Consider the following 22,774-nt stretch of genomic DNA (forward strand, 5'->3'; position numbering starts at 1 on the left):
GCCAGGCTAAAGCACCGTGGCCCACTGCCTGTGAAACGGCAGCGGGCCACGGTCCATGCGAACGCCGGTGGTTAGCGCTTCAGTGTGATGGCCTTCTGGTGGCCGTGGTTGCCGGCCAGGCTGAACTCGAGCGTCAGCGGCTTCGTCGAGACCACCGTGACGCCCGGATCGGCGGCGGCGATCCCGGACCACTCCTTCCCCGTCCCGGGCACCGTCAGGCGGACGGTTGCCTGGGTGCGCGAGGGGTCGGCTACGGTAACGGAAAGTTCCCGCCCGTCCTCGTGCACGGCAACCGAGCAGGGACCGGATGCCGTGAATCCCCTGGCCGAGGAAGCTGCGTAGAAATTGCCCAAGGTCAGGGATTCGCCGGGCACGCTGAGCAGCTGGGAATCCTTGGTGTTGGCCAGCACGGTGACCCGCGGCTTGGCCTGGTTCTTGAAGGTGTCCGAGTGCTCGGCCGCCGGCAGGACCATGTAGGCGTACCCCTGGTTGACGGGATCGGTGCCGTGCGAGGCGGTGATGGTGACGTAGTCCCGGGTGACGGGGGCGTCCTTTCCGCCGGTGTCGGCGCCGGAGTTGATGGCACGCCAGTTTCCGGTGCGCCGGACGACGGAAACGACGGCCTCCGCGGTGCCGTTTTCCGACGGCAGGAGGACAAATCCCGCGTAGCCCTCCACATGGATCGAACCGGACGCCGTGCGGCTTGCCCCGGCGGCAAGCCGGACGTTGGCATGGTCAATGCGCACATCCGGCGTCTGCCCCGTGGCGTAGGAGCGGTTTTCCAGGGTGGTCAGGACCTCCGCCCCGCCCGTTCCGGTGATGCCCGCGCCGAGGCACACGAGGGTGTCGTCAAGGAAGAACCAGGACTTCTTCGCGGCCAGCGACTTGTTGTAGTTCAGGTGGTCCATGCCCACCACGCCCCAGCGGGCCTCCACGCTCAACCCGCCCGCGAAAGGTTGGAAGGCGCCGGGGATGCCGGTGCCGGCCCCGGAGGAACCGGTGGGCCGCGGCGTGAGGTTCACGGTGGTTCCGGGCAGGCGGTACGGGTCAACCGTGGGCCAGAAGTCGCTGCTGAACTGGGCCCGGTCCGTGCGGTTGTAGACGTACGTCATGCCGTCGCCCTGGTACCAGCCGAAGTTGTTCTCGTCGTTGCCCCATTCGTACCGGCCCACCCTGTTGGAGGACGTGCTGACGGTTGATCCCCAGGCCGGGCGGTGGTGCACCAGCCGGTCCTGGTCGGCGAACATGCGCGTGTAGACGGGGGACGGCGCGGCGGTGACCGAGGCATTGTTCAGGACGTCCAGGGCCAGCAGGGATTTGGCCAGGCGCTGGGTGGGATGCCCCACCATGGCTTGGTCGGTGCAGCGTTGCAGCCAGCCCTTGGCCAGTGCCAGGAAACGCGAGGTGTATGGCTCGCCGGCTCCGGGAGCCATCAGCAGGACGGCCCCGATCAACGCGAAGCCGTCCACGTAGTCCGGCTCGGCCTGGCGGGAGACGGCGCGGCCGCGAATGGTGTCCATGATCCGGCCGTCCCACACGAACGGGGCGAAGGTGTTCTCCACGGCGTCCAGGAGCGTGGCGCGCGCCGGGTCCGTGACCTCCCAGCTGCTGCCGCCCACCATGTTGATGATTTCGGCGACGCCGGCAAAGGCGATGACCCCGTACGTCCCGGCGTAGGGCAGGGTGCCATGTTGGATGAACGATCCGTCCTGGTAGAAGCCGTCGCCGGAGGTGACCTGCGCGAACAGGCTGTTCTTGCCCCGGCCCACAACGTCGCTCAGTGCGTCCCGGCCCATCGCGACGTCCCCGGCGTTGCCGTCGAGGATGCCGCGCATTGCGCACGCCAGGGACTTGTCCACCCGGTTGGCGCCGGTCTCGGCCAGGCTGGTGGCCCGGCCGCGCCAGTTGGGGTTGGGGGCAAACCAGCGCGCCGCCGCCAGGAGGGAAGAGCGCAAAGGTGCCGGCACGACGTCGTACATCAACGTCAGGATGTCGACCACCTTGCGGGGGTTGCCGATTTCCCAGAACCACCAGTTTCCCGCGGCCTTCATGCCGGGCTTGTAGGCGGTGTCCGAAAGCAGCTGCAGGCCGGAGACGATGTCCGCGGCCAGCTGCGGATCACCGGTCTGGGCGGTGCCGGGGACGGCGTGGCCCATGGCCAAATCGAAGAGCCGGTTGAATTGCAGGGCCATGTTGCTGGTGGCGTCCGCGCTTTGGCCGATGCCGGTGAGCGGAATGTCGGCCCATAGTCCGGTCCTGCCCGCGGACTTGTCCATGGACGCCCAGGTGGTGGAGGTCGTGGCAACAATCTGCGCCAGTTGGCCCGCCAGCTCGGGGACGGTTGAGGCGTCAATGCCTCCGGTCAGGATGGCTCGACGGCGGGTAATCAGCTCCGCCATCGACGCCGGGGTGGCCGCGAAACCGGTGCCCGCGGCCTGGCCGAGGAGGATGCCGGCCACCGCCGCCGAACCGGCCGCGCGGAAGAGGGTGCGCCGGGAAATCTCTGAAATAGCCACTACTTTGTGCCTTTCACTTCGAGGATGGTGCATTGGAAACCTTTTACGCCGTGATGTGCAGCGCCTCTTGCCGGACCAGGTGCCGCAGGGGGCGGCCAGCCAGCACGCGCTCTATTTCACGGACCGCCGAATCGCCCAGGCGGAACATCTCATTGCCCTGGGAGCCGGCAATGTGCGGAGTCAGGGTCAGGTTTGGCGCGTCAAACCACGGTGAACCGGCCGGCAATACATCGGGTTCGGTGACATCGACGACGGCGTGCAACCGCCGCGCCGTCAGCTCGGCCAGCAGCGCGCGGTCATCGACCAGGCTGCCGCGGGCCGTATTGATCAGCGTGGCGCCGTCGCGCATCAGGGCGAGGGCACCGGCGTCGACCATGTGCCGGGTCTCGGGTAATTCGGGGGCATGCAGGCTGACCACGTCGCTATGGGCCAGCAGGTAGTCGAAGTCCACGTTCTCGACCCCGGGAACCGTGTGGATGGGGTCGTACAGCAGCACGTTGACGTCGAAGGGGGCCAGCAGTTCGATGACCCGGCGGCCAATCCTTGAGGCACTGATGATCCCGACCGTGATTCCGTAGTTGCCCCACTGGCGCGGCTGCCGGGCGAAGGGCCGGTAGTCTCCCGTGGCGCGGTATCCGGCGTCGAGCTCAAAGACGCGCTTGCCGGCCAGCAAGATGGCGGCCAGCGTGAATTCGGCCACCGGGAGGGCGTTGGTGTCCGCGCCCGAGCTGATCTTCACGCCCCGGGCGAAGAGCTCGTCCGTGGCAAATCCCTTGACGGTGCCGGCCGTGTAGATGACGGTGTGCAGCAGGGGCATGCGCGCCAAAAGGTCGCCGTCCAGAACGGGGCAGCCCCAGCCGCCAATCAGGATTTCGGTGGCGGCCAGCTGAGCGTCCGTCGTGGAGGGTCCGGTCAGCACCGCGTCCCGGAGCTGGACGATCGACTTCAGGTGCGCCAGCGCCGCGGTGGTGAACAGGCTGTCAACGAGGTGGGGGTCCATGGCCAGCGTGGCCTGCGGGCGGTGGGGGGTGAGGGGCACAATGTTCACTTACTTCAGGGCTCCCGAGCCGAGGCCGGATTTCCAGAATCGCTGCAGCGACATGAACAACACGATGACCGGAATGATGGCGATCAGGGAGCCAATGATGGTCAGGTGGGCAAATTCGGGGTCCACCTCGGAACGTCCGTTCCAGGAGTAGAGGCCCAGGGAAATGGGGAAGAGCTGGTTGTCGGTCAGCATGACCAGGGGCAGGAAGATGTTGTTCCAACTGGCGCTGAAGGCCATGAGCAGCAAGGTCACGATGCCCGGCTTCATGAGCGGTGCGGCAATGGTCATGAAGATCCGCAGCTCGCCGGCCCCGTCCAGCCGGGCCGCCTCGATCAACTCGGCGGGGACGTATCCGTGGCAGAAGACGCGGGCCAGGTAGACGCCGAAGGGGCTCGCGATGCTGGGCAGGAAGACTCCCCAGAAGGTGTTGACCAGGCCGATGTTTGCAGCCAGCAGGTACAGCGGCATGGTGGTCACGGCGGCCGGGATCAGGACGCCGACCAGGATGAAGCCGAACCAGCGTTCCTTGCCGGGGAAGTCGAACTTGTCGAACGCGTAACCGGCCAGGAAGGAGACAAACACCGAGCAGACCGAACCGAAGACGGCGTAGCCAACCGTGTTGAGCAACCAGCGCAGGTACGTGCCGTTTTCCCAGGTGAAGAGTTCTGTGAGGTTCGTGAGGAAATTGTTCTCCGCGAACGAGAATCCGGGGGTGCCGAAAAGATCGGTGGTGTCCTTCGTGGAGGCGACGATCAGCCAGGTCAGCGGCAGCAGGGTGTACAGGCAGAACAGGACCAGCATGATGTTGACGGCGGCCTTGGACGACCAGGCCGGCGCGGATTTCCGGATGCGGCGGTTTGCCGGTGCCGGGGCGCCGGGCGCTGGTGCCGTATTTCGGCGGGAGAGGGTTGTTGAACTCATGCCTGTGCCTTGTTTCCGATCTTTGTCACGGCCCAGGAGAGCAGGCCGATGAGGGAGGCGAATATGAGCGCCGTGGCCGCCGCATAGCCAAAGTCGTGCTTTTCGAAGGCCGTTTGGTAGATGAACATATTGGGCGTCCAGGTGCTGTTGATGGCGGTGGCCTTGCCCTGCAGGAGCAGCGGTTCGGCGAACAGCTGCATGGCGCCGACCACGGTGAACAGGACGGCGAGCCCCACCGCGCCGGAGATCATCCGGGCCTTGATCGCGAAGGCCGTGCGAATGGCGCCGGCTCCGTCCACGGTGGCCGCCTCAAGCACTTCGCGGGGGACCGCCTGGAGGGCCGCATAGAACAAGATCACGTTGTAGCCGGTGTGCAGCCAGATGGTGATGTTCGACAGCGAGAACAAGGCGGCAAGCTGGCCGCCCATGTTCCAGGTGGAGCCGGTCATTTCAAAGAGGTCCACCACCGGGCTGACGCCGGGTGTGTACAGGTACGTCCAAATGATGGCGGCAATCAGGCCGGGAACGATGGTCGGCATGTAGTAGACCACCCGGAACACCGACTTGGCGCGGGCCGCGGCCGAATCCAGCAGCAGCGCAATGACCAGGGCCAGGACGATCATGACCGGAATGTAGATGAGGCAATACACGGCGACGTTGCCAAAGCCGCTCAGGAATACCGGGTCCGCAAAGGCGCGGGCGTAGTTCTCCAGGCCAACGAAGGTCTTCTTGATGCCGCCAAAACCCAAACCGCTGGACTTTTCGGTGAAGAAGCTCAAATACGCCGAGTAGGCGATGGGTGCGATCGTAAACGCCAGGAACAGCACGAAGAACGGCGCAATAAAGGCCCAGGCGATGCGGCTTTGCCGGCGGCTGTGGACCCGTCCGGCGGGTTTGCGGGTCTTCGCAGGTGTTCTGGTCCCGGTGGCGACAACCATGGGGTTCCCTTCGTTGAGGAGCACGACGGCGGATGGCCAGCCGGTGCCCCGGGCCTGCCGCCGGGAAGCTGCGCGAAGCGCACACCCCACCCGGCGGCAGTGGAGGATTGGTTACTTGACGGAGATCCCGCGGTTTTTCAGATCGGCCACGGTGGCCTTCTGGGCGATCGGCAAGCCGTCCTGCAAGGTGGATGTGCCCGCCTTGACCTTGGCGGAATCGTCAACCAGCGACGTGAAAGTCGTGACGGTGGCCGGTCCCCACACCCAGCCTTCCGGGATGGCAGCCAGGCCCTTGGCCGCAACATCGTAAATGTCCTGGCCGCCAAAGAACGAGGTGTCGAAGGCTGCGATGGCGGCGGCGCGGGCAGTCTCGTTGACCGGGAACACCGTCGACTTGCCGGAGATCCGGGCCTTGATGCCCTCGGGGGTGGTGGTCATCCACTTGATGAACTTCAGGCCGGCGTCGGCCTTCTCGCTGGTGCTTGAGATGCCAAAGGAGGAGCCGCCGTACATGGCGGCCGCGGGCGCGTCCGTGGGTGCGGGCAGCTGGGCAACACGCCACTTGCCGCTCTGGTCCGCGAAGGTGGTGGTCAGGCTGGCCCCATACCAGGAGCCGCTGATGACAGACAGCAGCTGGCCGTCGGCCTGCTTTTGCTGAAGCACGGGTGCGTCCTCGGTCCACAGCAGCTTGGCGTCCACGAGGTCTTGCTGGACCTTCAGGGCTTCGACGGAGGCGGCGCTGTCGATGTCGACCTTCCAGGAATCGCCGTCGAGGGCGCCCCACTTGGCGCCGTTCTGCCAGGCCAGGGCCGCGTACAGGGCGGGGTCGCCCACGGGGCTGGAGGCCAGGCGGACCTTGGGATCGGCCGCGGCCACCTTCTTGGCGGCTGCCGCGTATTCGGCCCACGTCTTGGGCACTTCAATGCCGTATTTCTTGAAGAGGTCGGCGCGGTAGTACATCTGCAGGACCCCGGCATCCAACGGGACGCCCCAGGTGGCGCCGCCAAAGTTCACGAGCGAGGTGATCGAAGAGGGGAAGTTCTTTGAAACCAGGTCCCCGGCTTCCTTCGAAATGTCCTTCAAAACGCCTTGCGTGGCCATCTCGGAGACGCGCGGGTATTCCACGGTGATCACGTCGGGGGCGGTCTTGGCCTTGATCTGGTTGGTCAGCTGCGGGTAGTTGTCGCTGGCCGTGGGTACTTCCTTGAACGTGACGTGGACTTCGCTCTGCGCGGCGTTGTAGGCGTCAACGACGTTCTTGGAACCCTTCAGCCATGAGGAGAAGGTGATCTCGACTGGGCCCTTCGGGGCGCTGGAGACCGGGCCTCCGCCGCAGCCGGTCAGGACGGCGATGGCGAGCATGCCGGCGGCCCCGCCCAGGAATGTGGACCTGCTGATGGTGCGCATTGATGACTCCCTTGTCTGTGTGTCTGTAGTCACATCCTGCAAGGGGGTTTGATGGGCCGTCAAGTTAAACGAAAGTATTCCAAAGGATACGAAAGAAGTGAAAGATCAAACGAGTCTGATGGACGAATTCCGGGGGATCAATTGCGGCACCAGGGCAATGTGCTCAGCTGCCTTGGCGGCGGTGCCGGAGTCGTAGATCCGCTCAAGGAGCAGCTGGACCGAGCGGTGCCCCACGCTCGACCTGAAGGGTGAGACCGAGGTGAGGGGGATCGAGGCGAACTCGGCGATGACGTCGTCGTAGCCGACGATCGAGACGTCCTGCGGAACCCTGATCCCCGCGTCCTGGAGCCACGTCAATGCCCGCGTTGCCAGCTGGTCGTTGTGGATGAACAGGGCCGTGGCGCCGTCCGCAATGAGCCCGCGCAGCGCCTGCGCGGAATCGTCGGAGCCCTGCCGACCCTCGCTGATGACGCCCACCGACGTCAAGCCAAGGGCCGCAACTGTCTCCTCGTAACCGGTCTGGATCACGGTTGAATTGGGGCCCGTGATCAGGAGCGCGGCGATACTTGCGTGGCCCAAGTCGGCCAGGTGGCGAACCGCGACGGCGGCGCCGACCCGGTGCGAGGACGTGACCGAATCGAGCATGGCTGCCGGTCCCGTGGGGGACGCCGGCCGTTCCATGAGTACCGTCGGCACGGTGAGCGCGGCCAGCCACTGCTCCTGGGTCTCGGTGAGCTTGCCTGTCTCCTGGTTGGGGGTGGGGGCAATGACCAGCCCGTCGACGCCGTTGGCAACCAGCCGCTGCGCCTGCTGGAGCTCGGTGGCCTGGTTGTAGGCCGAAACGCCCAGGACAAGGCGGGCCCCGGCCTCGATGCATGCGCGTTTGGCGCCGGAGATGATGCCGTCGTAGTAGTAGTCGCTGTGCGGGACCACCAGGCCCACAGTGGCCTGGCTGCGGGGTGCGGCGGCGGCCGGTTCTAGCGGGCAGGCCAGGCCGTGCTTGCGCAAAATCCTGCCCTGTACGGCAAGTTCCTCGATGTCGCGCCGCAGCGTCACGGCGGAAACGTTGAGCGCGCCGGCCAGCTCACGCACCTTTTGCGGGCCGCCGGTGCGGACCAATTCGAGGATGGCCGCACGCCGCTCCGCCACGCTTCTGCTCATGTTCAAAGTTCCTTTGCCGCAGGGGGACCGCCGTTGCTGTCCATAAACATGATCATATGATCGTTTGCCGGATAATGTGGCTGTTTATGGCCCATTTTTACGAGCGGAAAGCGACTTAGGGTGTGGTCAGTCCACATCAAAAGTGATTTGCCCTACAGTGGGGTCTATGAAAATTGCGCTCTTTGCCACGTGCATCGTGGATGCCATGTATCCACGCACGGCACGCGCCACGGTGGCCATCCTGGAACGGTTGGGACACGAGGTGGTCTTCCCCTCCGGACAGGCCTGCTGCGGGCAGATGCACGTCAATTCCGGCTACTTCAAAGAGGCCCTGCCGGTGGTGGCAAACCACGTGAAGGCGTTCGACACCGAGGACTACGACGTCGCCGTGGCACCCTCCGGATCCTGCGTCGCCAGCGTCAAGCACCAGCATGAGATGGTGGCCCGGCGCTGCGGTGACGCCGCGCTGGAAGCCCGGGCCGCCGTCGTCGGCGCCAAAACCTACGAACTCTCCCAACTCCTGACCGACGTCCTGGGCGTTACGGATGCCGCGGAGCAGCTGGGATCGCACTTCCCGCACAAGGTCACCTACCACCCCAGCTGCCACGGCATGCGGCTGCTCAAACTGGGGGACCGGCAGCTGGACCTCCTCAAATCCGTGGGCGGCATCGAGATGGTGGAGCTGCCCGAGGCTGAGCAGTGCTGCGGCTTTGGCGGCACGTTCTCCATGAAGAACGCGGACGTTTCAAGCGCCATGATGGCTGACAAGGCCGCCAATATTTGCGGCACGGGCGCCGAACTGTGCGCGGGCGGCGACGCCAGCTGCCTCATGCACATTGGCGGCGGACTCTCCCGGCAGGGCAGCGGGGTGGGCACCATGCACTTTGCCGAGATCCTGGCCAGCACGCTCGAAAACCCGGCCACTGTCCCCGGTAACGTCCAACTGGCGGGGAGCAAACGATGAGCAACACGTTCCTGGGCATGCCCACACTGCCCGTTTTTGGCCACGGAAACCTGAACGCCACGGAGAAATTCCCGAAGGCCGCGCACCGCGAACTCGGCGATGCGCAGCTGCGCGCCAACCTGGGCCACGCCACGCACACCATCCGCGACAAACGCTTGAAGGTGGTGGCCGAACTTCCCGACTGGGAGGACATGCGTGACGCCGGCAGCGCCATCAAGAACGCCACGATGGCCCGGCTGCCCGCACTGTTGGAGCAGTTCGAGGCCAACTTCACGGCCCGCGGCGGGATCATCCACTGGGCCCGCGACGCGCAGGAAGCCAACGAGATCGTCACCGGACTGATCCGGGCGACCGGCGAAACCGAGGTGGTCAAGGTCAAGTCCATGGCCACCCAGGAGATCGGCCTGAACGAATACCTTGAGGAACAAGGGATCGCGGCCTTTGAAACGGACCTGGCCGAGCTCATCGTCCAGCTTGACCACGACAAGCCCAGCCACATCCTGGTCCCCGCGATCCACAAGAACCGCCGCCAGATCCGGGAGATCTTCCTGCGCGAGATGGCCGACGTGGACCCCGCCCTGACCGACGAACCCGCCCGGTTGGCCGAGGCCGCCCGCAAGCACCTGCGCAAGAAGTTCCTGACCGCCAAGGTGGCCGTCTCCGGCGCCAACTTTGGCCTGGCCGACACCGGCACGCTGACGGTGGTGGAATCCGAGGGCAACGGCCGCATGTGCCTGACCCTGCCGGAAACCCTCATCACGGTCATGGGCATTGAAAAACTGTTGCCGTCTTTTGCGGACCTGGAGGTGTTCATGCAACTTCTGCCGCGCTCGTCCACGGGCGAGCGGATGAACCCGTACACGTCCCTGTGGACCGGCGTGACCCCCGGCGACGGGCCGCAGAACGTGCACCTGGTGCTGCTGGACAACGGCCGCAGCGCCGCCCTCGCGGACGAGATGGGCCGCACCGCACTGAACTGCATCCGCTGCAGCGCCTGCATGAACGTCTGCCCCGTCTACGAGCGCACTGGCGGCCACGCCTACGGCTCCACCTACCCGGGCCCCATCGGCGCCATCCTGTCCCCGCTGCTGACGGGCATCAAGAGCGAGGAAAACAGTTCCCTGCCGTACGCCTCGTCGCTGTGCGGGGCCTGCTACGACGCCTGCCCCGTCAAGATCAACATCCCCGAAATCCTGGTGCACCTGCGCGGGGAGGACGTCGACTCCAAGCGCGCCAAGATCAAGGTGCCCTCGCAGATGGACCTCATGATGAAGGGGGCGCAGTGGGCATTCTCCGACGGCGCCCACCTGAACCTGTTGGAGAAGGGCCTGCCGCTGGGCAAGCTCGCCGCCGGCCGGGACAAGGTCATCAAGAAACTGCCCGGGATCGCCGCCGGCTGGACGCAATCCCGGGACATTCCGGCCCCGCCCACCCAGTCGTTCCGCCAATGGTGGGACAAGGAGCATGTGGCCCCGGCTGCCGTCGAGCGTTCACAAGACGGGTCACGAAACACTGAAGGAGAACAGGCATGAGCGCCCGCGACGACGTGCTGAACCGGATCAAGTCGGCCCTGCGCGACTCCCCGGCCGCCCCGGAGATTCCGCGCAACTACCGGCTCGTTTCGACCATGACGGCTGCACAACGCCTGGAACAGCTCGTGGACCGGCTGGTGGACTACAAGGCGAACGTGTTTGTGGTGCCGGCCGCCGAGGCGCCCGCCAAACTGGCCGAACTGCTGGACGGTGCGGCCTCGATTGTGGTGCCGCACGGACTGCCCGCCGAGTATCTGCAGCTGTTGAAGAACGACGCCGGGTCCCCTGCCGTCCAGGTCGACTCGCCCGAGCGGCGCCTCACCGTCGACGAACTCGACGCCGTGGACGCCGTGGTGACGGGCGCCGCCGTCGCCGTGGCCGAAACCGGCACGATCATGCTCGACGGCAGCCCGTCGCAGGGCCGGCGCGTGATCTCCTTGGTTCCCGACCGGCATGTGTGCCTGCTGCGCGCCGCGGACATCGTGGAGGTTCTGCCCGAGGCGATCGCACGGCTTGATCCGGCCAGCCCGCAGACCTGGATCAGCGGACCCAGCGCTACGAGCGACATCGAGCTGGAACGCGTTGAAGGCGTCCACGGCCCGCGCACCCTGGACGTGCTGATCCTGAGCTAGCCTCCGTCCGTTGAGGGGCCAGATAATCCCCAACCCCAGGTTGAGGATTATCTGGCCCCTCAACGGCCTGGCGGGGTTCCCAAGCGGAGGCTGCGGTGGAAGCATGGCGGCATGAAGTCTTCAGAGCTGTTGATCGACGCTTTTGGCCGGATCGAGCACATCGTGGGCGGTGTGCTCGACGGAATAGAGCCGGACAAACTCAATTGGCGCCCCGGCGGCACGGGCAACTCGATCGCCTGGCTGCTGTGGCACCTGTGCCGGGCCCAGGACGAGCAAATCGCCCAGGCGGCCGGCGTCGAATCCATCTGGACGGCCGGCGCCTACGCCGAAAAGTTCGGCTTTGCCCTGGACGCCGCCGACACCGGCTACGGCCACGACTCCGGGCAGGTGGACGCCGTGCACCTTGACTCGACCGGGGTGCTGGGCGATTACCACCGCGCCGTCATGGCCGCGAGCCTCGCCTATGTGGGCGGGCTGGTCGACGCGGACCTGGACAGGATCGTGGACCGCCGCTGGAACCCGCCCGTCACGCTGGGCGTGCGGCTCATCAGCATCCTGGATGACTGCGTCCAGCACGCCGGGCAGGCCGCGTACATCAAGGGCCTGCCGCTGCCGGCCTGACCGCGGGGGGCCGTTGTGGTGATCCGAGCCCGGCCGGCCGGCGTCGGATCACCACAACAGCCCCCGGAGCGCCGAATCCCGTCCGGATCGGCGTCTAGTGACCACGTCGGCCCCCGATTGTCTGCCCGGAAGGGGCAAGACTAGACGCGGGCAGCTTCCTGGGCGCCCGCCGTCGTGCCGGCCGGCGCGGCACCGGCTTGGGTTCCCCGGACCGGGATCAACGCGGCCAGCACGGCGGACAACACCGCCGCGGCGATGGCGATCGTGAACGTGACGCGGAAGGCGCCGATGGTGGGCAGTGCGACCGGTCCCAGCTGCATGGTCATCGAGGCCAGCACTACGCTCATGACGGCGGCCGAGGTGGACGTGCCGATGGCGCGCATCAGCGAGTTGAGTCCGTTGGCGGCCGCGGTTTCCGTGATCGGCACGGCGCCCATGATGAGCGCCGGCATGGCCGCAAAGGCCAGGCCGACGCCGGCGCTGATCACCATGGAGGAGACCACCAGCTGCCACACCTGGTTGTTGAGCAGCAGCGCCACCACATAGCCGGCCGCGATCACCAGGGCGCCGGAAATCAAGGTGACCTTGGGGCCCTTGCGGGCGGAAAGCCGTGCGGAGACGGGGGAGAGCGCCATCATGACCAGACCGCCGGGTGCCAGCGCCAGGCCGGCGTGGAGCATGGACTGGTTGAGGCCGTAGCCGGTGGCGGCGGGGGCCATGAGCAGCTGCGGGAAGATCAGCGACATCCCGTACATGGCGAAACCGATCATGATGGAGGCCAGGTTCGTGAACAGCACCCGCGGACGGGCTGAGACGCGCAGATCGACCAGCGGCGACTTCACCCGAAGCTCATACGCGCCCCATGCCAGCAGCGTGATCACGGACAGGGCAAACAAGCCGATGGTCAGCGGGCTGTCCCAACCCCAGGCCGAGCCCTTCGTGATGGGCAGCAGCAAGGCCACCAGGCCCACGGCCAAGCCCGCAGCACCGACGCCGTCGAACTTGGCGGGCGTGCGGACGGCGGATTCGGGCAGTGCCACCGACACCAGCACGGCGCACAGCACGCCCAGGGCCGCGGACGCCCAAAACAGCATGTGCCAGTTGAAGTTCTGGGCGATGAAAGCGGCCAGCGGCAGGCCCACGGCTCCGCCAACGCCCATCGTGGCGCTCATGGTCGCAACGGCCGTGCCAACCTGCTTGGGCGGGAGCAGGTCGCGCATGATGCTGATGCCCAGCGGGATGGCGCCCATGGCCAGGCCCTGCATGGCCCGGCCGACGACGACGATTCCCAGGCTCTCGCCGACGGCGCACAGCACGGAGCCGGCCACGAGTGCGGCCAGGCTCAGCAGCAGGATGCGGCGCTTGCCGAACATGTCGCCCAACCGTCCGCCGATGGGCGTGATGACGGCGCCGGCCAGGAGGGTTGCCGTGATGGCCCAGGAGGCGTCGGCGGCGGAGGCGTTGAGCAGCTTGGGCAGTTCCGGGATGAGCGGAATGATCAGCGTCTGCATGAGTGAGACCACGATCCCGCAGAACGCCAGGGTGGTGATCACCAGCTTCGCCGAGGGTGTGCGGGCGGGCGTGGCGGTGGGGGACACGATGCTCCTAAAGACTTGCCAGTGAAAGTTTATGTATGATGCAACTAATATGCATCATACATAAAGGCGGGGAAGCGAAGATCGTGCTACACAACAATTCGGTGGTCGGCCAGCTCGAATATGAGCTGATGCTGCTCTCCCGCTATCACTTGCGCCCGCACCACAGCAAGGAGATCGTGCTTGACCGCTCGGCCGTGGTGATGCTGAGCCGGCTGGAAAACGTGCCGCCCATGACGTTGAAGGAGCTCTCCGCGGCATTGCGCCTCGACGCCTCGACCGTGCACCGCCAGGTCGCGGCCCTGCTGCGCCACGAATACGTTTGCTATGCGCCGGGCGACGGCGGCGAGGTGGCGCGCCGCGTCACGCCCACCGCCGCCGGAAGAGCCGCCCTCCTGGATACCCGCGCAATCTTTGAAGAGGGGATCGGACGCGTCGTGGCGGACTGGCCCGCCACTCAACAAGGGCAGCTGCGCGATTTGCTGCGGGCCTTCAACGAGGACATTGAGCGGCTTGAGGGCAACGCCTGGCCCCGCCCCTAGAGGCCGTCGTCGAAGTTCCAGTGTTCCTGCCAGCGCCAGTCGATGGGCTCGCTCTGGCGTTGGTACCGGATGTCCGTGGACAGGCGCACCCTGTTGGCGGGGTCCACGTTGTCCGTTGAGGCATGGACGATGTGCGCCGAGTGCACCATGACGTCGCCCGCCTCGTAGTCGGTGACTAGCCAGCGTGTGTCGTGCTGCTCGGCCAAGCCGGGGAGATCGGCCGTAATGGAGGCTGCGGGCCGGGCCAGGGTGCCTTCGCGTTCCTGCGCCATGACCCAGTGGTGGCTGTTTTCCAGGTAGGCCAGGCCGCCGCGGTCCAGGGGGCAGTCGCCGAGCGGGATCCACATGGACAGCACGCGGTCGCTGCCCCCGCGCAGGTACACGAGGTCGTAGTGGGCCTGCGTGGCCGTGCCGATGCCGGCCTCGCCGGGCTTGGTGTGCCGGATGATCTTGCGCCGGTGCAGGTGGACGTCATCCTGCAGGAACCAGGCGAACCAGCCGGCGATGGCCGGATGCGCGCACAGTTGTTGGTACTCCGCACCGGGGACGATTTCACCAAACAGGGCCTCCCGCATCACCGCCCGGTCCACGGGCCCGGGGGAGCCGATGCCGTCACGCGGATCCGTGCCCGGGGCAGTGACGTTCGCGTCCTTGAGCCGGTCAAAGTAGTAGCCGCGGAAGTCGTTGACGGTGTCCGGGTTCAAGTGTCCCTTCAAATACAGGTAGCCGTCCCGGCGCAGGCGGTCCCACAGGGCGTCGCGGTCCTGGCGTTCGTGCTCCGGCACCGCTGCCAACGCCCCGAGCCGGCGTTCGGATTCGTCAAGCACATACCCGTTTGAGGTGATCATGGCACCAGTCTGCCGAAACCGTGGCGCAATTCCCATGGACTTCGCTATCCTGTACTTGGACTTTTCTATGCCGTGAGGAGCGTCGATGGAAGCCTGGGCCAAATACCGCGGGGCGGCGCATCCCCTGAGCAGCCTCGGCATGGCCTGCGTGGGCGCAGGCGAACAGGAGGGGCCGCTCCCACCCTTCTCCCGGCGGGTCCTGGACGTGCACGCACTGGTGCTGGTCTCCCGCGGAAACGGACGCCTCCACTATGGCGGCAAGCCCTACGCGGTGCGGGCGCCGGCCCTGATTTGGATTTTTCCCGGCATGGAGCACGGCTATGGTCCGGACGCGGGTGGGTGGCGTGAGCACTGGGTGCTGTTCACCGGGACGGGGGCCCGGGCCTTTGAGGAAATGGGCGCCTTCAGCCGTGACACGCCCCTGGTACAGGCTGCTGGGCGGCTCCCCCTGGAGCACTTTGCGCCGTTGCGTGCGGCCCTGGCGGAAGCCGGGCCGCACGGCGATCTTGCCGCCTCCGCGATCGTGCAACAGCTCCTGGTCGATGCGGGCCGGCACGGAAACCGGCCGCCGCAGGACGGTGCGGACGACGTCGTCGCCCGGCTGCGCGAAATTGCCTGCCTGCCGCTGAGCCTGAGCGGCCAGGCCGCGCGGCTGGGGCACACGGCGTCGTCCCTGCGCCAGCTTGTCCAGGGGGTGGCTGGGCAGGGGCCCAAGGAACTGGTCCTGGCGATCCGGCTGTCCCGGGCGCAAGACCTGCTGGCCGGCACCGACCACCCCGTGGAAAGGGTGGCGCGCATGGTGGGCTACGACGACGCCGCCTACTTCAGCCGGTTGTTTAGGGCGAAAGTGGGTCTGGCCCCGTCGAAATTCCGGCTGGCACACCGGCGCACGGGCCCCGCCTAGCTCGACCGCCGGTGGTCGAGCTGGTCGGGACCCGGCTTAGGCGGCGCGGGCCAGGGGGTGGCGCAGCGGCCAGTCGGTGCCCTCCAGAATGACCTGCGCGCAGGCGCCGGTGGCGGCATTGACCACGATCGGCGCCGCAAGGTTCACGGTGCTCTGCACGCCCGGGCTTACGACCACCAGAACCACCGCCGACTCGGCGTCGGCACCAATCCCGGCAAACACGCCGGAGGGAATCCGTGGCGTGTAGTGCGGAAGGTACAGCGCGGCGTCAAGGACATACAACCGTGCGGCCCCGTTGGCCGCCGTCAGCGAAAACAGTCCGGCCGTGGCGTCGACGCCGGCCAGCGCAAAGTCCACCTCGGGTTCCAGCCCGGGGGGAGCGGCCGTGAAGCGCAGCGCGCCGGATTCCAGTGCCGCGCTCATCGCAGGAAGTCCATCAGCGTGGATGAGAGGACCTTGGCCGTCACACTCAGGGAGGCCTGGTAGGCCAGTTCCTGGGTCTTCAGGTCAAGGATCGCGCTGCCCAGGTCGAGGTCCTCGACGCCGGCACGCTGGTTTTCCAGGTCGACGACGGCGGTGGTGTTGGTGTCCTTGGCACGCAGCAGTTCGGCGTGCCGAGCACCCACCACGGAGCGTTGGCCAATCACATTGTCCAAAGCCGCATTGACGGAATCGATCGAATCCCGCACAGGGGCGCCCGAACGCAGATCGGCGGAGATCTTGTCGATCAGCCCAAAGACGGAGTCCGCTCCCGTGCCAAAGATGGCCGCACCATCGGCATCCACCCGGATGGTTGCGTCGGGGCCGATCCGGCGCTGCACGGTGCTGCCCGGCGCGCCGGTAAACGTGGGCGGGGCGCCGTCCGCGAACGCGTTCTTTTCATCGGAGTTGCCGGCAAAAACGCTCCGGCCCAAATACTTGGTGTTGGCCTGGCCCAAAAGGTCCGTCCGGATGGAGTCCAGCTCGGCCGCAATGGCCTCCTTGGCCACGGCGGGCAGGCCGTCGCTGGAGGCCTGGAGGGTCAGGTATTGCACGCGCTGGAGCAACGTCACCGACGTGTCCAGTGCGCCGTTGGCCGTGGTCATCCAGTCGTTGCCGTTGTCGATGTTCCTCCCGTACTGTGCGGCCTGGGCCTGTGCGGCGCGCACTGCCAGCGAGTCGGCGGCCGCCGAGGGGTCGTCGGAAAGCCGGGGGTTCTTTTGCAGGTTGCCGGCATTGAGCTGGGCCTGCGCCAGCTTGGCGGAGTTGGACTGCATGCCGCGCTGGGCGGAGGCCGCGCTGGTTTGCATGGTGACTCGGGTCAGCATGTCAGCGGCCCACCCTTCCGGTTTGGTTGATGAGGACGTCAAGGGATTCGTCGATGGCCGTCATGACGCGGGCCGCAGCCTGGTAGGCATGTTGGAAGGAGAGCAGGTTGACGTTTTCCTCGTCAAGGTCCACCGTCGCGTTGGCCTGTTGGGCTGAGACCGCGTTGTTGAGCGTCAGGTCCGCCAGGACGGCCTGCCGGAGCCCGGTCTGGATGTCAACGCCCAGCCGCACCACGGTGTCGGACCACTGCGCATCGGGGGAGCCGCTGCCCTTGCCCAGTTGCGAAATGGCGTCTGCCACCGAGCCGTCCTTGCCGCCCGCACCAACCGCGCCGGCGGCAATGCCGGAGGCATCCTTGGGTGCGACGGCAAGGCCCAGTGCCGCCGGAACGCCCGCGGTGAAGGTGAAGAAGTCGTGGCCGGTGGTGCCGTCGGGGGTGGCTCCGCCCTGGTGGACGGTGTTGACGGTATCGGCCAGCTTTTGCGCCAGCGCGTTGTAGGAGGCGGCTGTTTGGGTGATCATGCCGCCCGTTCCGTCAAGGGCGGCTGGCTTGAGCACCGACAGCATGCCGGCGAGTTTTCCGCCGTCGAGGTCCACGCTTGAGCCGGGGCGGTGTGCCCATTCCAACTGGACGGTGCCGCCGTCGCCCATCCGTGCCGCACCGGTGACCTTCACGGCGTTGGCGGTGTCACCGGAGACCAGGGCGTTCCCGCCCAGGAGGACCTCATTGCCGCCACCGGGCAGATCGCGCACGGTGCCGCCGGCCAGCTGGGCAAGCCGGGCGCTGAGCGTATCCCGCTGGTCGATGAGCTCGTTGGCGGGCGTGCCCGCGGCGTTGGCGCTGCGGATTGCCTTGTTCAGGCCGGCCACCTGCGTGGCGGTGGTGTTGATGTCGGCAACCACGGTGTCCGCATTGGCCCGGGTTTGCGACCACTGCGTGTCCAGCTCCGAGTACCCTGACGCGATGCTCTTGACCAGGGATGCGGACTTTTCCAGCAGGACGGCCGACGGCGCGGCCTCACCGGCGTGGTTCGTGACGCCCTCCCAGGCCGTCCAGAAACCCTGCAACTGTGAGGAGATGCCGTTGGCCCCGGGCTCGTTGAGCGTGTTTTCAATGTTGGTCAGGGCATCGGCCCGCACGCTCGTATAACCGGCTGCCGAGAAGCTGGTGCGCACGCGGCCGTCCAGGAACGAATCTCCCAACCGGGTGATGCCCGTGACGCCCACGCCCTGGCCGGTTTTGACGCCAAGATCGTTCAGCGTGCTGCGGGCGGGGGCACCCAGCCCGGCAAACTCGGCACGCTGGCGCGTGTAGCCGGGCGTGTTGACGTTGGTCAGGTTCTGGCCAACGGTGTTCAAGCCGGTGCGGGCCGCATTGAGCCCCGACAGGGCCGTATTCAGCCCACTAAAAGTACTCACTTGTGTCCTCTAAACGCTTTCGTCCAGAAGCCGGGAGCCGGCATCCTGGCTGGTGTGCCCGTGATGGTCGTAGGTGCCGGCCTCGGGGGCCAGGTTTGCCGCGGAATCCTGGGTCGACCGCAACCCGGCCCGCAGGAAGTGCAGGTTGGTGTCGCGCAGGCTGCGCACCTGCTCCACCTGGGCCATCATGGCGCGGTGGTGGTCGGCCAGGATTTCCGCCCACGGCCCGGCGGGTGCGGCGTCGGCCAAATCCAGCAGGCCGGCGTCGTCGGCAAGGCCCCACGCGGTGGCGACGGCGGAGGCGACGGCGGTCCGCTCCAGGGAGGTGGCACGCAACCGTTCCATCACATGTCCCACTTCGCGGGTGGCGCTGTCGAGCCAACGGGTCTTTCCGGAGGTGAGCACCAGGTGCTCCTCCTCCAACTTAAAGACCAAAAGATCGAGCAATTCACGTTCACGCCACAGCAAGGTCGTCAATTCCTCTGGGCCCATGGATAAAGTCCTTTCATCGGGCCGAAGCAGGTTCTTGGATAACTATCGGCAGCTATTGATTCCCGGTTAGCGCCGGATTGCCGGCGGGGTGAAAACGCCACGCCCGTTGCGGGCCGGACGTGGGTCGAATGCGGGTGCGGTGATTTACAGTTAGGTGGTTACACGCGCGATCGACGTTCACCGGTTTCTGGGGGTGTACGGCGTCGAAGCACTTTTATGAATTGCCTTAGGGGGGCAAACAATTGAATCGCGTTGAGCGCGACGCTTTAGTCGTGCAAAATTTGCCACTGGTGGGGTACCTTGTGGCGGAGATCTGCATGCGCGCGGACCACCTTAGCCGGGAGGATCTGACGCAGGTGGGGGCCATTGCGCTCATCCAGTGTGCCGAGTCATTCGACGAGGCGCTGGGGGTGCCTTTTGGCGCCTACGCGCGCCGCCGCATCAAGGGCGCCTTCGCCGACGAGCTGCGCCGCGACGACTGGGCCACCCGGGGCGCACGCACCCGCATGGGCGAGCTGGCAGCCGTCAAGGAGACCCTGACGAGCGCGCTGGGCCGCATTCCGCGGGTCGAGGAGCTGGCCGTTGCCATGGGCGTTGACCGGGCCGCGGTGGAAGCCTCCCAGCTGGATGCCGCCCGCAGCGTCACACCCCTGACCGACGTGATCGCCGACCTGGTCGCGGCCACGTCCCTGAGCCCCGAAGAAGCGGTGGTGGCGGCCGAACACGAGGATTTCCTGGCGCAGGCCGTCGCGGCATTGCCCGCGAAGATGCGCTACATCGTTGAACAGGTCTACTACCACGACCGCACGGTCAAAGACCTTGCCGAGGAGCTTGGTTCGAGCCATTCGGCGGTGTCCCAGCAGCGCACCGAGGGCATGCGGCTGCTGCGTGACGGTTTGGAACGGCACTACCTGGCGACGTCGGACGCGGCCTCGCCGGCGCACGCCCGCATTGCGGCGGCGCGCCGCGAGGACTACCTGGCCGAGTTGGGCACCCGCACCCTGGGCGGGGCCACCCGGGCACGGCAGGGCCGGTCATTGGGCGCCCCGGGCGAGGCGCTGCCCGCGGTGGGATAGGCGGCAGCGGCAACTTCCGTGAAGTTGCTTACGGGGTTCGCCCGGTTGCCGACAGTGGGGGTTAGCTGCCCACGGACGGGCGGCTTCGGTAATACCCAAATCTCACGGAGGATTTACTCATGGGCATGCAAGTCAACACCAACCTCGCGGCAAACAACGCTTACCGCAACCTGAGCACCACCCAGAATGCGCTGGGCAAGTCGATGGAGAAGCTCTCCAGCGGCCTGCGCATCAACCGTGCGTCCGATGACGCAGCCGGCATGGCGATCTCCGAGGGCCTGAAGTCACAGGTCAACGGTTACACGGTTGCCGCCCGCAACGCCCAGGACGGCATTTCCGTCGTCCAGACCGCTGAAGGCGCGCTGACCCAGGTGCACTCCATGCTGCAGCGCATGCGCGACCTGGCAGTCCAGGGCGGCAACGACTCCAACAATGACGATTCCCGCAAGGCGATCAAGAAGGAAACGGATCAGCTGACGCAGGAGCTGACCCGCATGTCCGAGGCCACGAAGTTCAACGGCAAGTCGCTGCTGGACGGTTCGACGGCCAAAATGGATTTCCAGGTCGGTGCCGACGGCAACGCGAGCAACCAGATTTCCGTCAACCTTTCCATGGCGAACGTGAAGTCCATTGCCGCCGAGCTCAACGGTGGCGACTTGGCCGCTGCTGGCACGAAGTTCGATATTGCCGCCATCGGTGCGGTTGGAGGTGCGTCAACCTTCACATCAACCAAGGGTGGCGTTGCAACCACCATCACCACGGCTAACCTCGGTGCTCCCGGCGCGTTCACCAGTGTAGAAGGTTACGCTGATGCCCTGCGCAAGGACGCCGCGTTCTCGGCCAACTTCACGGTGACCGTGGAGAAGGACGCCAACGGCGCCGGAACGGGCATTTCTGTCAATGCCAAGGATGGTGGCACGCTTGGCACCACCTCGGCAGGAACGGGCATCAGTGCCGGAACTGCGGGAACTGCCCTGACGGGTACGGGGCTGGACTTCTCCACGGCTGCCAACGCCCAGGCTTCCCTGAACCTGATCGACACGCAGATCAAGACGGTTTCCGATGCCCGCGCAGACCTCGGTGCCGTGCAGAACCGTTTGGAGTCGGCCGTCAACAACCTGAACGTCGGCAAGGAAAACCTGACCGCTGCCACCTCGCGCATCACCGATGTCGACATGGCCTCGGAAATGGTCTCCTTCACGCGTTCCAACATCCTCTCCCAGGCAGGCACGGCCATGCTGGCCCAGGCCAACCAGTCCAACCAGGGTGTCCTGAAGCTCCTCGGCTAAATCGAGAAACTTCTTCGGGGCAACACGACCCGATCTGCGATGCCTGGCGGCCGTTTTCGCGGTCGCCAGGCATCGCGGGCTTGGGCATGGCCTTGCGGGAAACCGCCGGGCCGTGCCTTCGCCTGAGGTAACCGCACCACCACGGCACTGCGAAAAGGAACCGCCTCATGGGCATGGGAATCGACGGACTGACGTCCGGGCTGGACACCACGGCCATCATCAACGCGCTCATCGCGGCAGAGTCCCGGCCGCAGACGCTGATGAAGGGCAAGGTCACCTCGGACACCGCCCTCGTGACGGCCATGCAGGCCCTGAACACCAAGTTTGCGTCCCTGACCACACAGGCGGCTGCCCTGGCCAAGCCCGGCGGGCTGGACATGTACCAGGCAACGTCGTCGTCCGACGCCATCACCGCGAAACTTGGCTCCGGTGCCCAGTCCACGAGCCTTGATTTGAGCGTGAACAAACTGGCACAGGCCCACTCGGTGGTCAGTGCCCCCATGACGGAATGGCCCGCGACGCCCGCCGTCATGACGTTCGTCAAGACTGACGGCAGCAAAACCGAGGTCACCGCCGAAACCGGCTCCCTCGACGACATGGCCTACGCCATCAACCACTCCGCTGCCGGGATTTCCGCCGTCAAGATCGCCTCCGGCAAGGACGCCGTCACGGGCGCCACCCAGTACCGGCTCCAACTCACCGCCAAGGACACCGGCGAGGCCAACGCCTTTACCGCCCACCAGGGCAGCATTGCCGACGTCGACGCCGGCACCTCCACCAAACTGACGGACGCGGCGGGGTCGGCCGTGTTGCGCACCGGCCAGGACGCCAAGGTGACGCTGTGGGCCGGTACCGCCGCGGAACAGTCCATCACCTCCGCCTCCAACACCTTTGCCGCCATTGCCCCCGGCATCGACATCACCGTCAACAAACTTTCCGCGGACCCCGTCGCTGTCTCCGTCTCGCGGGATGCAGGAAAGGTCACGGCGGCTGCTAAGGACCTGGCCAGTGCCGTCAACGTCATTCTGGGCTCCATCTTCACCCAGTCCACGGTGACGGCCGGATCGGGGACGGACGGCTCCGCCAGCGCCAAGGGCGGGCTGTTTACCGGCGAAAGCACCATCTCCGACGCCAAGACAAAGCTGTTCAGCTCCGTCACCACGCCCGTGAACGGGCTTTCCCCGGCTAGCATCGGCATCAACACCACCAAAAACGGCGACCTGGCCTTTGATGCGGATGCCTTTGCCGCCGCCTATGCCAAGGATCCGGTTGCCACGGAGAAGATGCTCCAAACCATCGCCTCCCGTGTTGCAGACACGGCCAAGGCGATCTCCGACCCGTACGACGGCGCTCTCTCGCAACGGGTCAAGGGGCAGCAGTCGGTCATTGATGACCTCAATACCCAAATTGTCGACTGGGACACCCGCCTGACAAACCGGCGGGCCTCCCTGCAGGCCGTCTACACGAACCTTGAGGTCCAATTGAGCAAAATGCAGTCTCAACAATCCTGGCTGTCCGCGCAGATCAGCTCCTTCGACGCAGCGGCCAGCAAGAAGTGACC

General features: G+C 66.3%; 21 protein-coding genes. 9 read left to right on the forward strand and 12 right to left on the reverse strand.

Annotated elements, in window-relative coordinates; genetic code table 11:
* Positions 1-71 precede the first annotated feature (71 nt).
* The 6 genes from AL755_RS00180 to AL755_RS00205 form a co-directional block, all read right to left on the reverse strand.
* Entirely contained in the window at positions 72-2,516 is a 2,445-nt protein-coding gene (locus AL755_RS00180; protein ID WP_237762429.1) for a polysaccharide lyase 8 family protein, read from the reverse strand.
* A 43-nt stretch (positions 2,517-2,559) separates the two neighbouring features.
* On the reverse strand, positions 2,560-3,516 hold the full coding sequence (locus AL755_RS00185; protein ID WP_054009697.1) for a hydroxyacid dehydrogenase: 957 nt from the start codon (positions 3,514-3,516) through the stop codon (positions 2,560-2,562).
* A 48-nt stretch (positions 3,517-3,564) separates the two neighbouring features.
* Positions 3,565-4,485, reverse strand: a complete 921-nt coding sequence (locus AL755_RS00190; RefSeq protein ID WP_054009193.1) for a carbohydrate ABC transporter permease — start codon at positions 4,483-4,485, stop codon at positions 3,565-3,567.
* Positions 4,482-5,423 carry a carbohydrate ABC transporter permease gene (locus AL755_RS00195; RefSeq protein WP_237762431.1) on the reverse strand — a complete coding sequence of 314 codons (942 nt, stop codon included), beginning with the start codon at positions 5,421-5,423 and terminating at the stop codon, positions 4,482-4,484. Before AL755_RS00195 ends, AL755_RS00190 begins: the two co-directional genes overlap by 4 nt.
* 111 nt (positions 5,424-5,534) lie before the next feature.
* Positions 5,535-6,830: an ABC transporter substrate-binding protein gene (locus AL755_RS00200; RefSeq protein ID WP_054009194.1), complete on the reverse strand. Its 1,296-nt coding sequence runs from the start codon at positions 6,828-6,830 to the stop codon at positions 5,535-5,537.
* A 105-nt stretch (positions 6,831-6,935) separates the two neighbouring features.
* The gene (locus AL755_RS00205; RefSeq protein WP_054009195.1) at positions 6,936-7,991 is read right to left on the reverse strand and encodes a substrate-binding domain-containing protein; all 1,056 of its coding nucleotides are present in this window, start codon (positions 7,989-7,991) and stop codon (positions 6,936-6,938) included.
* A 166-nt stretch (positions 7,992-8,157) separates the two neighbouring features.
* Here AL755_RS00205 and AL755_RS00210 point away from each other — a divergent pair, with 166 nt between their 5' ends.
* The 4 genes from AL755_RS00210 to AL755_RS00225 all read left to right on the forward strand — a co-directional run bounded on the left by AL755_RS00210 (position 8,158) and on the right by AL755_RS00225 (position 11,740).
* Complete coding sequence (locus AL755_RS00210) at positions 8,158-8,955, forward strand: (Fe-S)-binding protein (RefSeq protein WP_054009196.1); 798 nt, start codon at positions 8,158-8,160, stop codon at positions 8,953-8,955.
* Entirely contained in the window at positions 8,952-10,487 is a 1,536-nt protein-coding gene (locus AL755_RS00215) for a LutB/LldF family L-lactate oxidation iron-sulfur protein (RefSeq protein ID WP_054009197.1), read from the forward strand. The genes AL755_RS00210 and AL755_RS00215 overlap by 4 nt, the downstream gene beginning before the upstream one ends.
* Positions 10,484-11,119 (forward strand): LutC/YkgG family protein, encoded by a 636-nt coding sequence (locus AL755_RS00220; protein WP_054009198.1) that lies wholly within the window; start codon positions 10,484-10,486, stop codon positions 11,117-11,119. Before AL755_RS00215 ends, AL755_RS00220 begins: the two co-directional genes overlap by 4 nt.
* A 111-nt stretch (positions 11,120-11,230) precedes the next feature.
* Complete coding sequence (locus AL755_RS00225; RefSeq protein ID WP_054009199.1) at positions 11,231-11,740, forward strand: mycothiol transferase; 510 nt, start codon at positions 11,231-11,233, stop codon at positions 11,738-11,740.
* Positions 11,741-11,880: 140 nt separating this feature from the next.
* On the opposite strand, the gene AL755_RS00230 is transcribed toward AL755_RS00225, so the two are convergent.
* The gene (locus tag AL755_RS00230) at positions 11,881-13,251 is read right to left on the reverse strand and encodes an MFS transporter (protein ID WP_237762450.1); all 1,371 of its coding nucleotides are present in this window, start codon (positions 13,249-13,251) and stop codon (positions 11,881-11,883) included.
* A 170-nt stretch (positions 13,252-13,421) separates the two neighbouring features.
* Between AL755_RS00230 and AL755_RS00235 the strand changes: the two genes are divergently transcribed.
* A complete protein-coding gene (locus AL755_RS00235) occupies positions 13,422-13,877 on the forward strand; it encodes a MarR family winged helix-turn-helix transcriptional regulator (RefSeq protein WP_160318817.1) in 456 nt (151 codons plus the stop codon).
* Here the strand turns inward: AL755_RS00235 and AL755_RS00240 are convergent.
* The gene (locus AL755_RS00240; RefSeq protein ID WP_054009201.1) at positions 13,874-14,725 is read right to left on the reverse strand and encodes a phytanoyl-CoA dioxygenase family protein; all 852 of its coding nucleotides are present in this window, start codon (positions 14,723-14,725) and stop codon (positions 13,874-13,876) included. The two genes, AL755_RS00235 and AL755_RS00240, sit on opposite strands and share 4 nt — an antisense overlap.
* 85 nt (positions 14,726-14,810) lie before the next feature.
* Here AL755_RS00240 and AL755_RS00245 point away from each other — a divergent pair, with 85 nt between their 5' ends.
* Positions 14,811-15,629 (forward strand): helix-turn-helix transcriptional regulator, encoded by an 819-nt coding sequence (locus AL755_RS00245; protein ID WP_054009202.1) that lies wholly within the window; start codon positions 14,811-14,813, stop codon positions 15,627-15,629.
* A 36-nt stretch (positions 15,630-15,665) separates the two neighbouring features.
* Here the strand turns inward: AL755_RS00245 and AL755_RS00250 are convergent, their stop codons facing one another.
* Genes AL755_RS00250 through AL755_RS00265 form a run of 4 tightly spaced genes read right to left on the reverse strand, consistent with a single transcriptional unit; the run spans position 15,666 to position 18,848 of the window.
* On the reverse strand, positions 15,666-16,052 hold the full coding sequence (locus tag AL755_RS00250; RefSeq protein ID WP_054009203.1) for a flagellar assembly protein FliW: 387 nt from the start codon (positions 16,050-16,052) through the stop codon (positions 15,666-15,668).
* Positions 16,049-16,936: a flagellin N-terminal helical domain-containing protein gene (locus AL755_RS00255; protein WP_054009204.1), complete on the reverse strand. Its 888-nt coding sequence runs from the start codon at positions 16,934-16,936 to the stop codon at positions 16,049-16,051. Before AL755_RS00255 ends, AL755_RS00250 begins: the two co-directional genes overlap by 4 nt.
* Position 16,937: 1 nt before the next feature.
* Entirely contained in the window at positions 16,938-18,356 is a 1,419-nt protein-coding gene (gene flgK / locus AL755_RS00260) for a flagellar hook-associated protein FlgK (RefSeq protein ID WP_054009205.1), read from the reverse strand.
* A gap of 9 nt (positions 18,357-18,365) precedes the next feature.
* A complete protein-coding gene (locus AL755_RS00265; protein WP_054009206.1) occupies positions 18,366-18,848 on the reverse strand; it encodes a flagellar protein FlgN in 483 nt (160 codons plus the stop codon).
* A 272-nt stretch (positions 18,849-19,120) separates the two neighbouring features.
* Here AL755_RS00265 and AL755_RS00270 point away from each other — a divergent pair, with 272 nt between their 5' ends.
* The 3 genes from AL755_RS00270 to fliD all read left to right on the forward strand — a co-directional run bounded on the left by AL755_RS00270 (position 19,121) and on the right by fliD (position 22,772).
* Complete coding sequence (locus tag AL755_RS00270) at positions 19,121-19,924, forward strand: sigma-70 family RNA polymerase sigma factor (RefSeq protein ID WP_237762432.1); 804 nt, start codon at positions 19,121-19,123, stop codon at positions 19,922-19,924.
* Positions 19,925-20,043: 119 nt separating this feature from the next.
* On the forward strand, positions 20,044-21,213 hold the full coding sequence (locus AL755_RS00275; RefSeq protein ID WP_054009208.1) for a flagellin N-terminal helical domain-containing protein: 1,170 nt from the start codon (positions 20,044-20,046) through the stop codon (positions 21,211-21,213).
* A gap of 167 nt (positions 21,214-21,380) precedes the next feature.
* A complete protein-coding gene (gene fliD / locus AL755_RS00280) occupies positions 21,381-22,772 on the forward strand; it encodes a flagellar filament capping protein FliD (RefSeq protein WP_054009209.1) in 1,392 nt (463 codons plus the stop codon).
* Positions 22,773-22,774 lie beyond the last annotated feature (2 nt).

The sequence above is a fragment of the Arthrobacter sp. ERGS1:01 genome (assembly GCF_001281315.1).
Taxonomy (GTDB): Bacteria; Actinomycetota; Actinomycetes; order Actinomycetales; family Micrococcaceae; genus Specibacter.

Excerpts from the sequence above, each read along its gene's own strand:
- AL755_RS00185 (WP_054009697.1), bottom strand. The coding sequence starts at position 3,516 with ATGGACCCCCACCTCGTTGACAGCCTGTTCACCACCGCGGCGCTGGCG.
- AL755_RS00190 (WP_054009193.1), bottom strand. The coding sequence starts at position 4,485 with ATGAGTTCAACAACCCTCTCCCGCCGAAATACGGCACCAGCGCCCGGC.
- AL755_RS00195 (WP_237762431.1), bottom strand. The coding sequence starts at position 5,423 with ATGGTTGTCGCCACCGGGACCAGAACACCTGCGAAGACCCGCAAACCC.
- AL755_RS00200 (WP_054009194.1), bottom strand. The coding sequence starts at position 6,830 with ATGCGCACCATCAGCAGGTCCACATTCCTGGGCGGGGCCGCCGGCATG.
- AL755_RS00205 (WP_054009195.1), bottom strand. The coding sequence starts at position 7,991 with ATGAGCAGAAGCGTGGCGGAGCGGCGTGCGGCCATCCTCGAATTGGTC.
- AL755_RS00210 (WP_054009196.1), top strand. The coding sequence starts at position 8,158 with ATGAAAATTGCGCTCTTTGCCACGTGCATCGTGGATGCCATGTATCCA.
- AL755_RS00215 (WP_054009197.1), top strand. The coding sequence starts at position 8,952 with ATGAGCAACACGTTCCTGGGCATGCCCACACTGCCCGTTTTTGGCCAC.
- AL755_RS00220 (WP_054009198.1), top strand. The coding sequence starts at position 10,484 with ATGAGCGCCCGCGACGACGTGCTGAACCGGATCAAGTCGGCCCTGCGC.
- AL755_RS00225 (WP_054009199.1), top strand. The coding sequence starts at position 11,231 with ATGAAGTCTTCAGAGCTGTTGATCGACGCTTTTGGCCGGATCGAGCAC.
- AL755_RS00230 (WP_237762450.1), bottom strand. The coding sequence starts at position 13,251 with ATGCAGACGCTGATCATTCCGCTCATCCCGGAACTGCCCAAGCTGCTC.
- AL755_RS00240 (WP_054009201.1), bottom strand. The coding sequence starts at position 14,725 with ATGATCACCTCAAACGGGTATGTGCTTGACGAATCCGAACGCCGGCTC.
- AL755_RS00245 (WP_054009202.1), top strand. The coding sequence starts at position 14,811 with ATGGAAGCCTGGGCCAAATACCGCGGGGCGGCGCATCCCCTGAGCAGC.
- AL755_RS00250 (WP_054009203.1), bottom strand. The coding sequence starts at position 16,052 with ATGAGCGCGGCACTGGAATCCGGCGCGCTGCGCTTCACGGCCGCTCCC.
- AL755_RS00255 (WP_054009204.1), bottom strand. The coding sequence starts at position 16,936 with ATGCTGACCCGAGTCACCATGCAAACCAGCGCGGCCTCCGCCCAGCGC.
- AL755_RS00265 (WP_054009206.1), bottom strand. The coding sequence starts at position 18,848 with ATGGGCCCAGAGGAATTGACGACCTTGCTGTGGCGTGAACGTGAATTG.
- AL755_RS00275 (WP_054009208.1), top strand. The coding sequence starts at position 20,044 with ATGGGCATGCAAGTCAACACCAACCTCGCGGCAAACAACGCTTACCGC.
- fliD (WP_054009209.1), top strand. The coding sequence starts at position 21,381 with ATGGGCATGGGAATCGACGGACTGACGTCCGGGCTGGACACCACGGCC.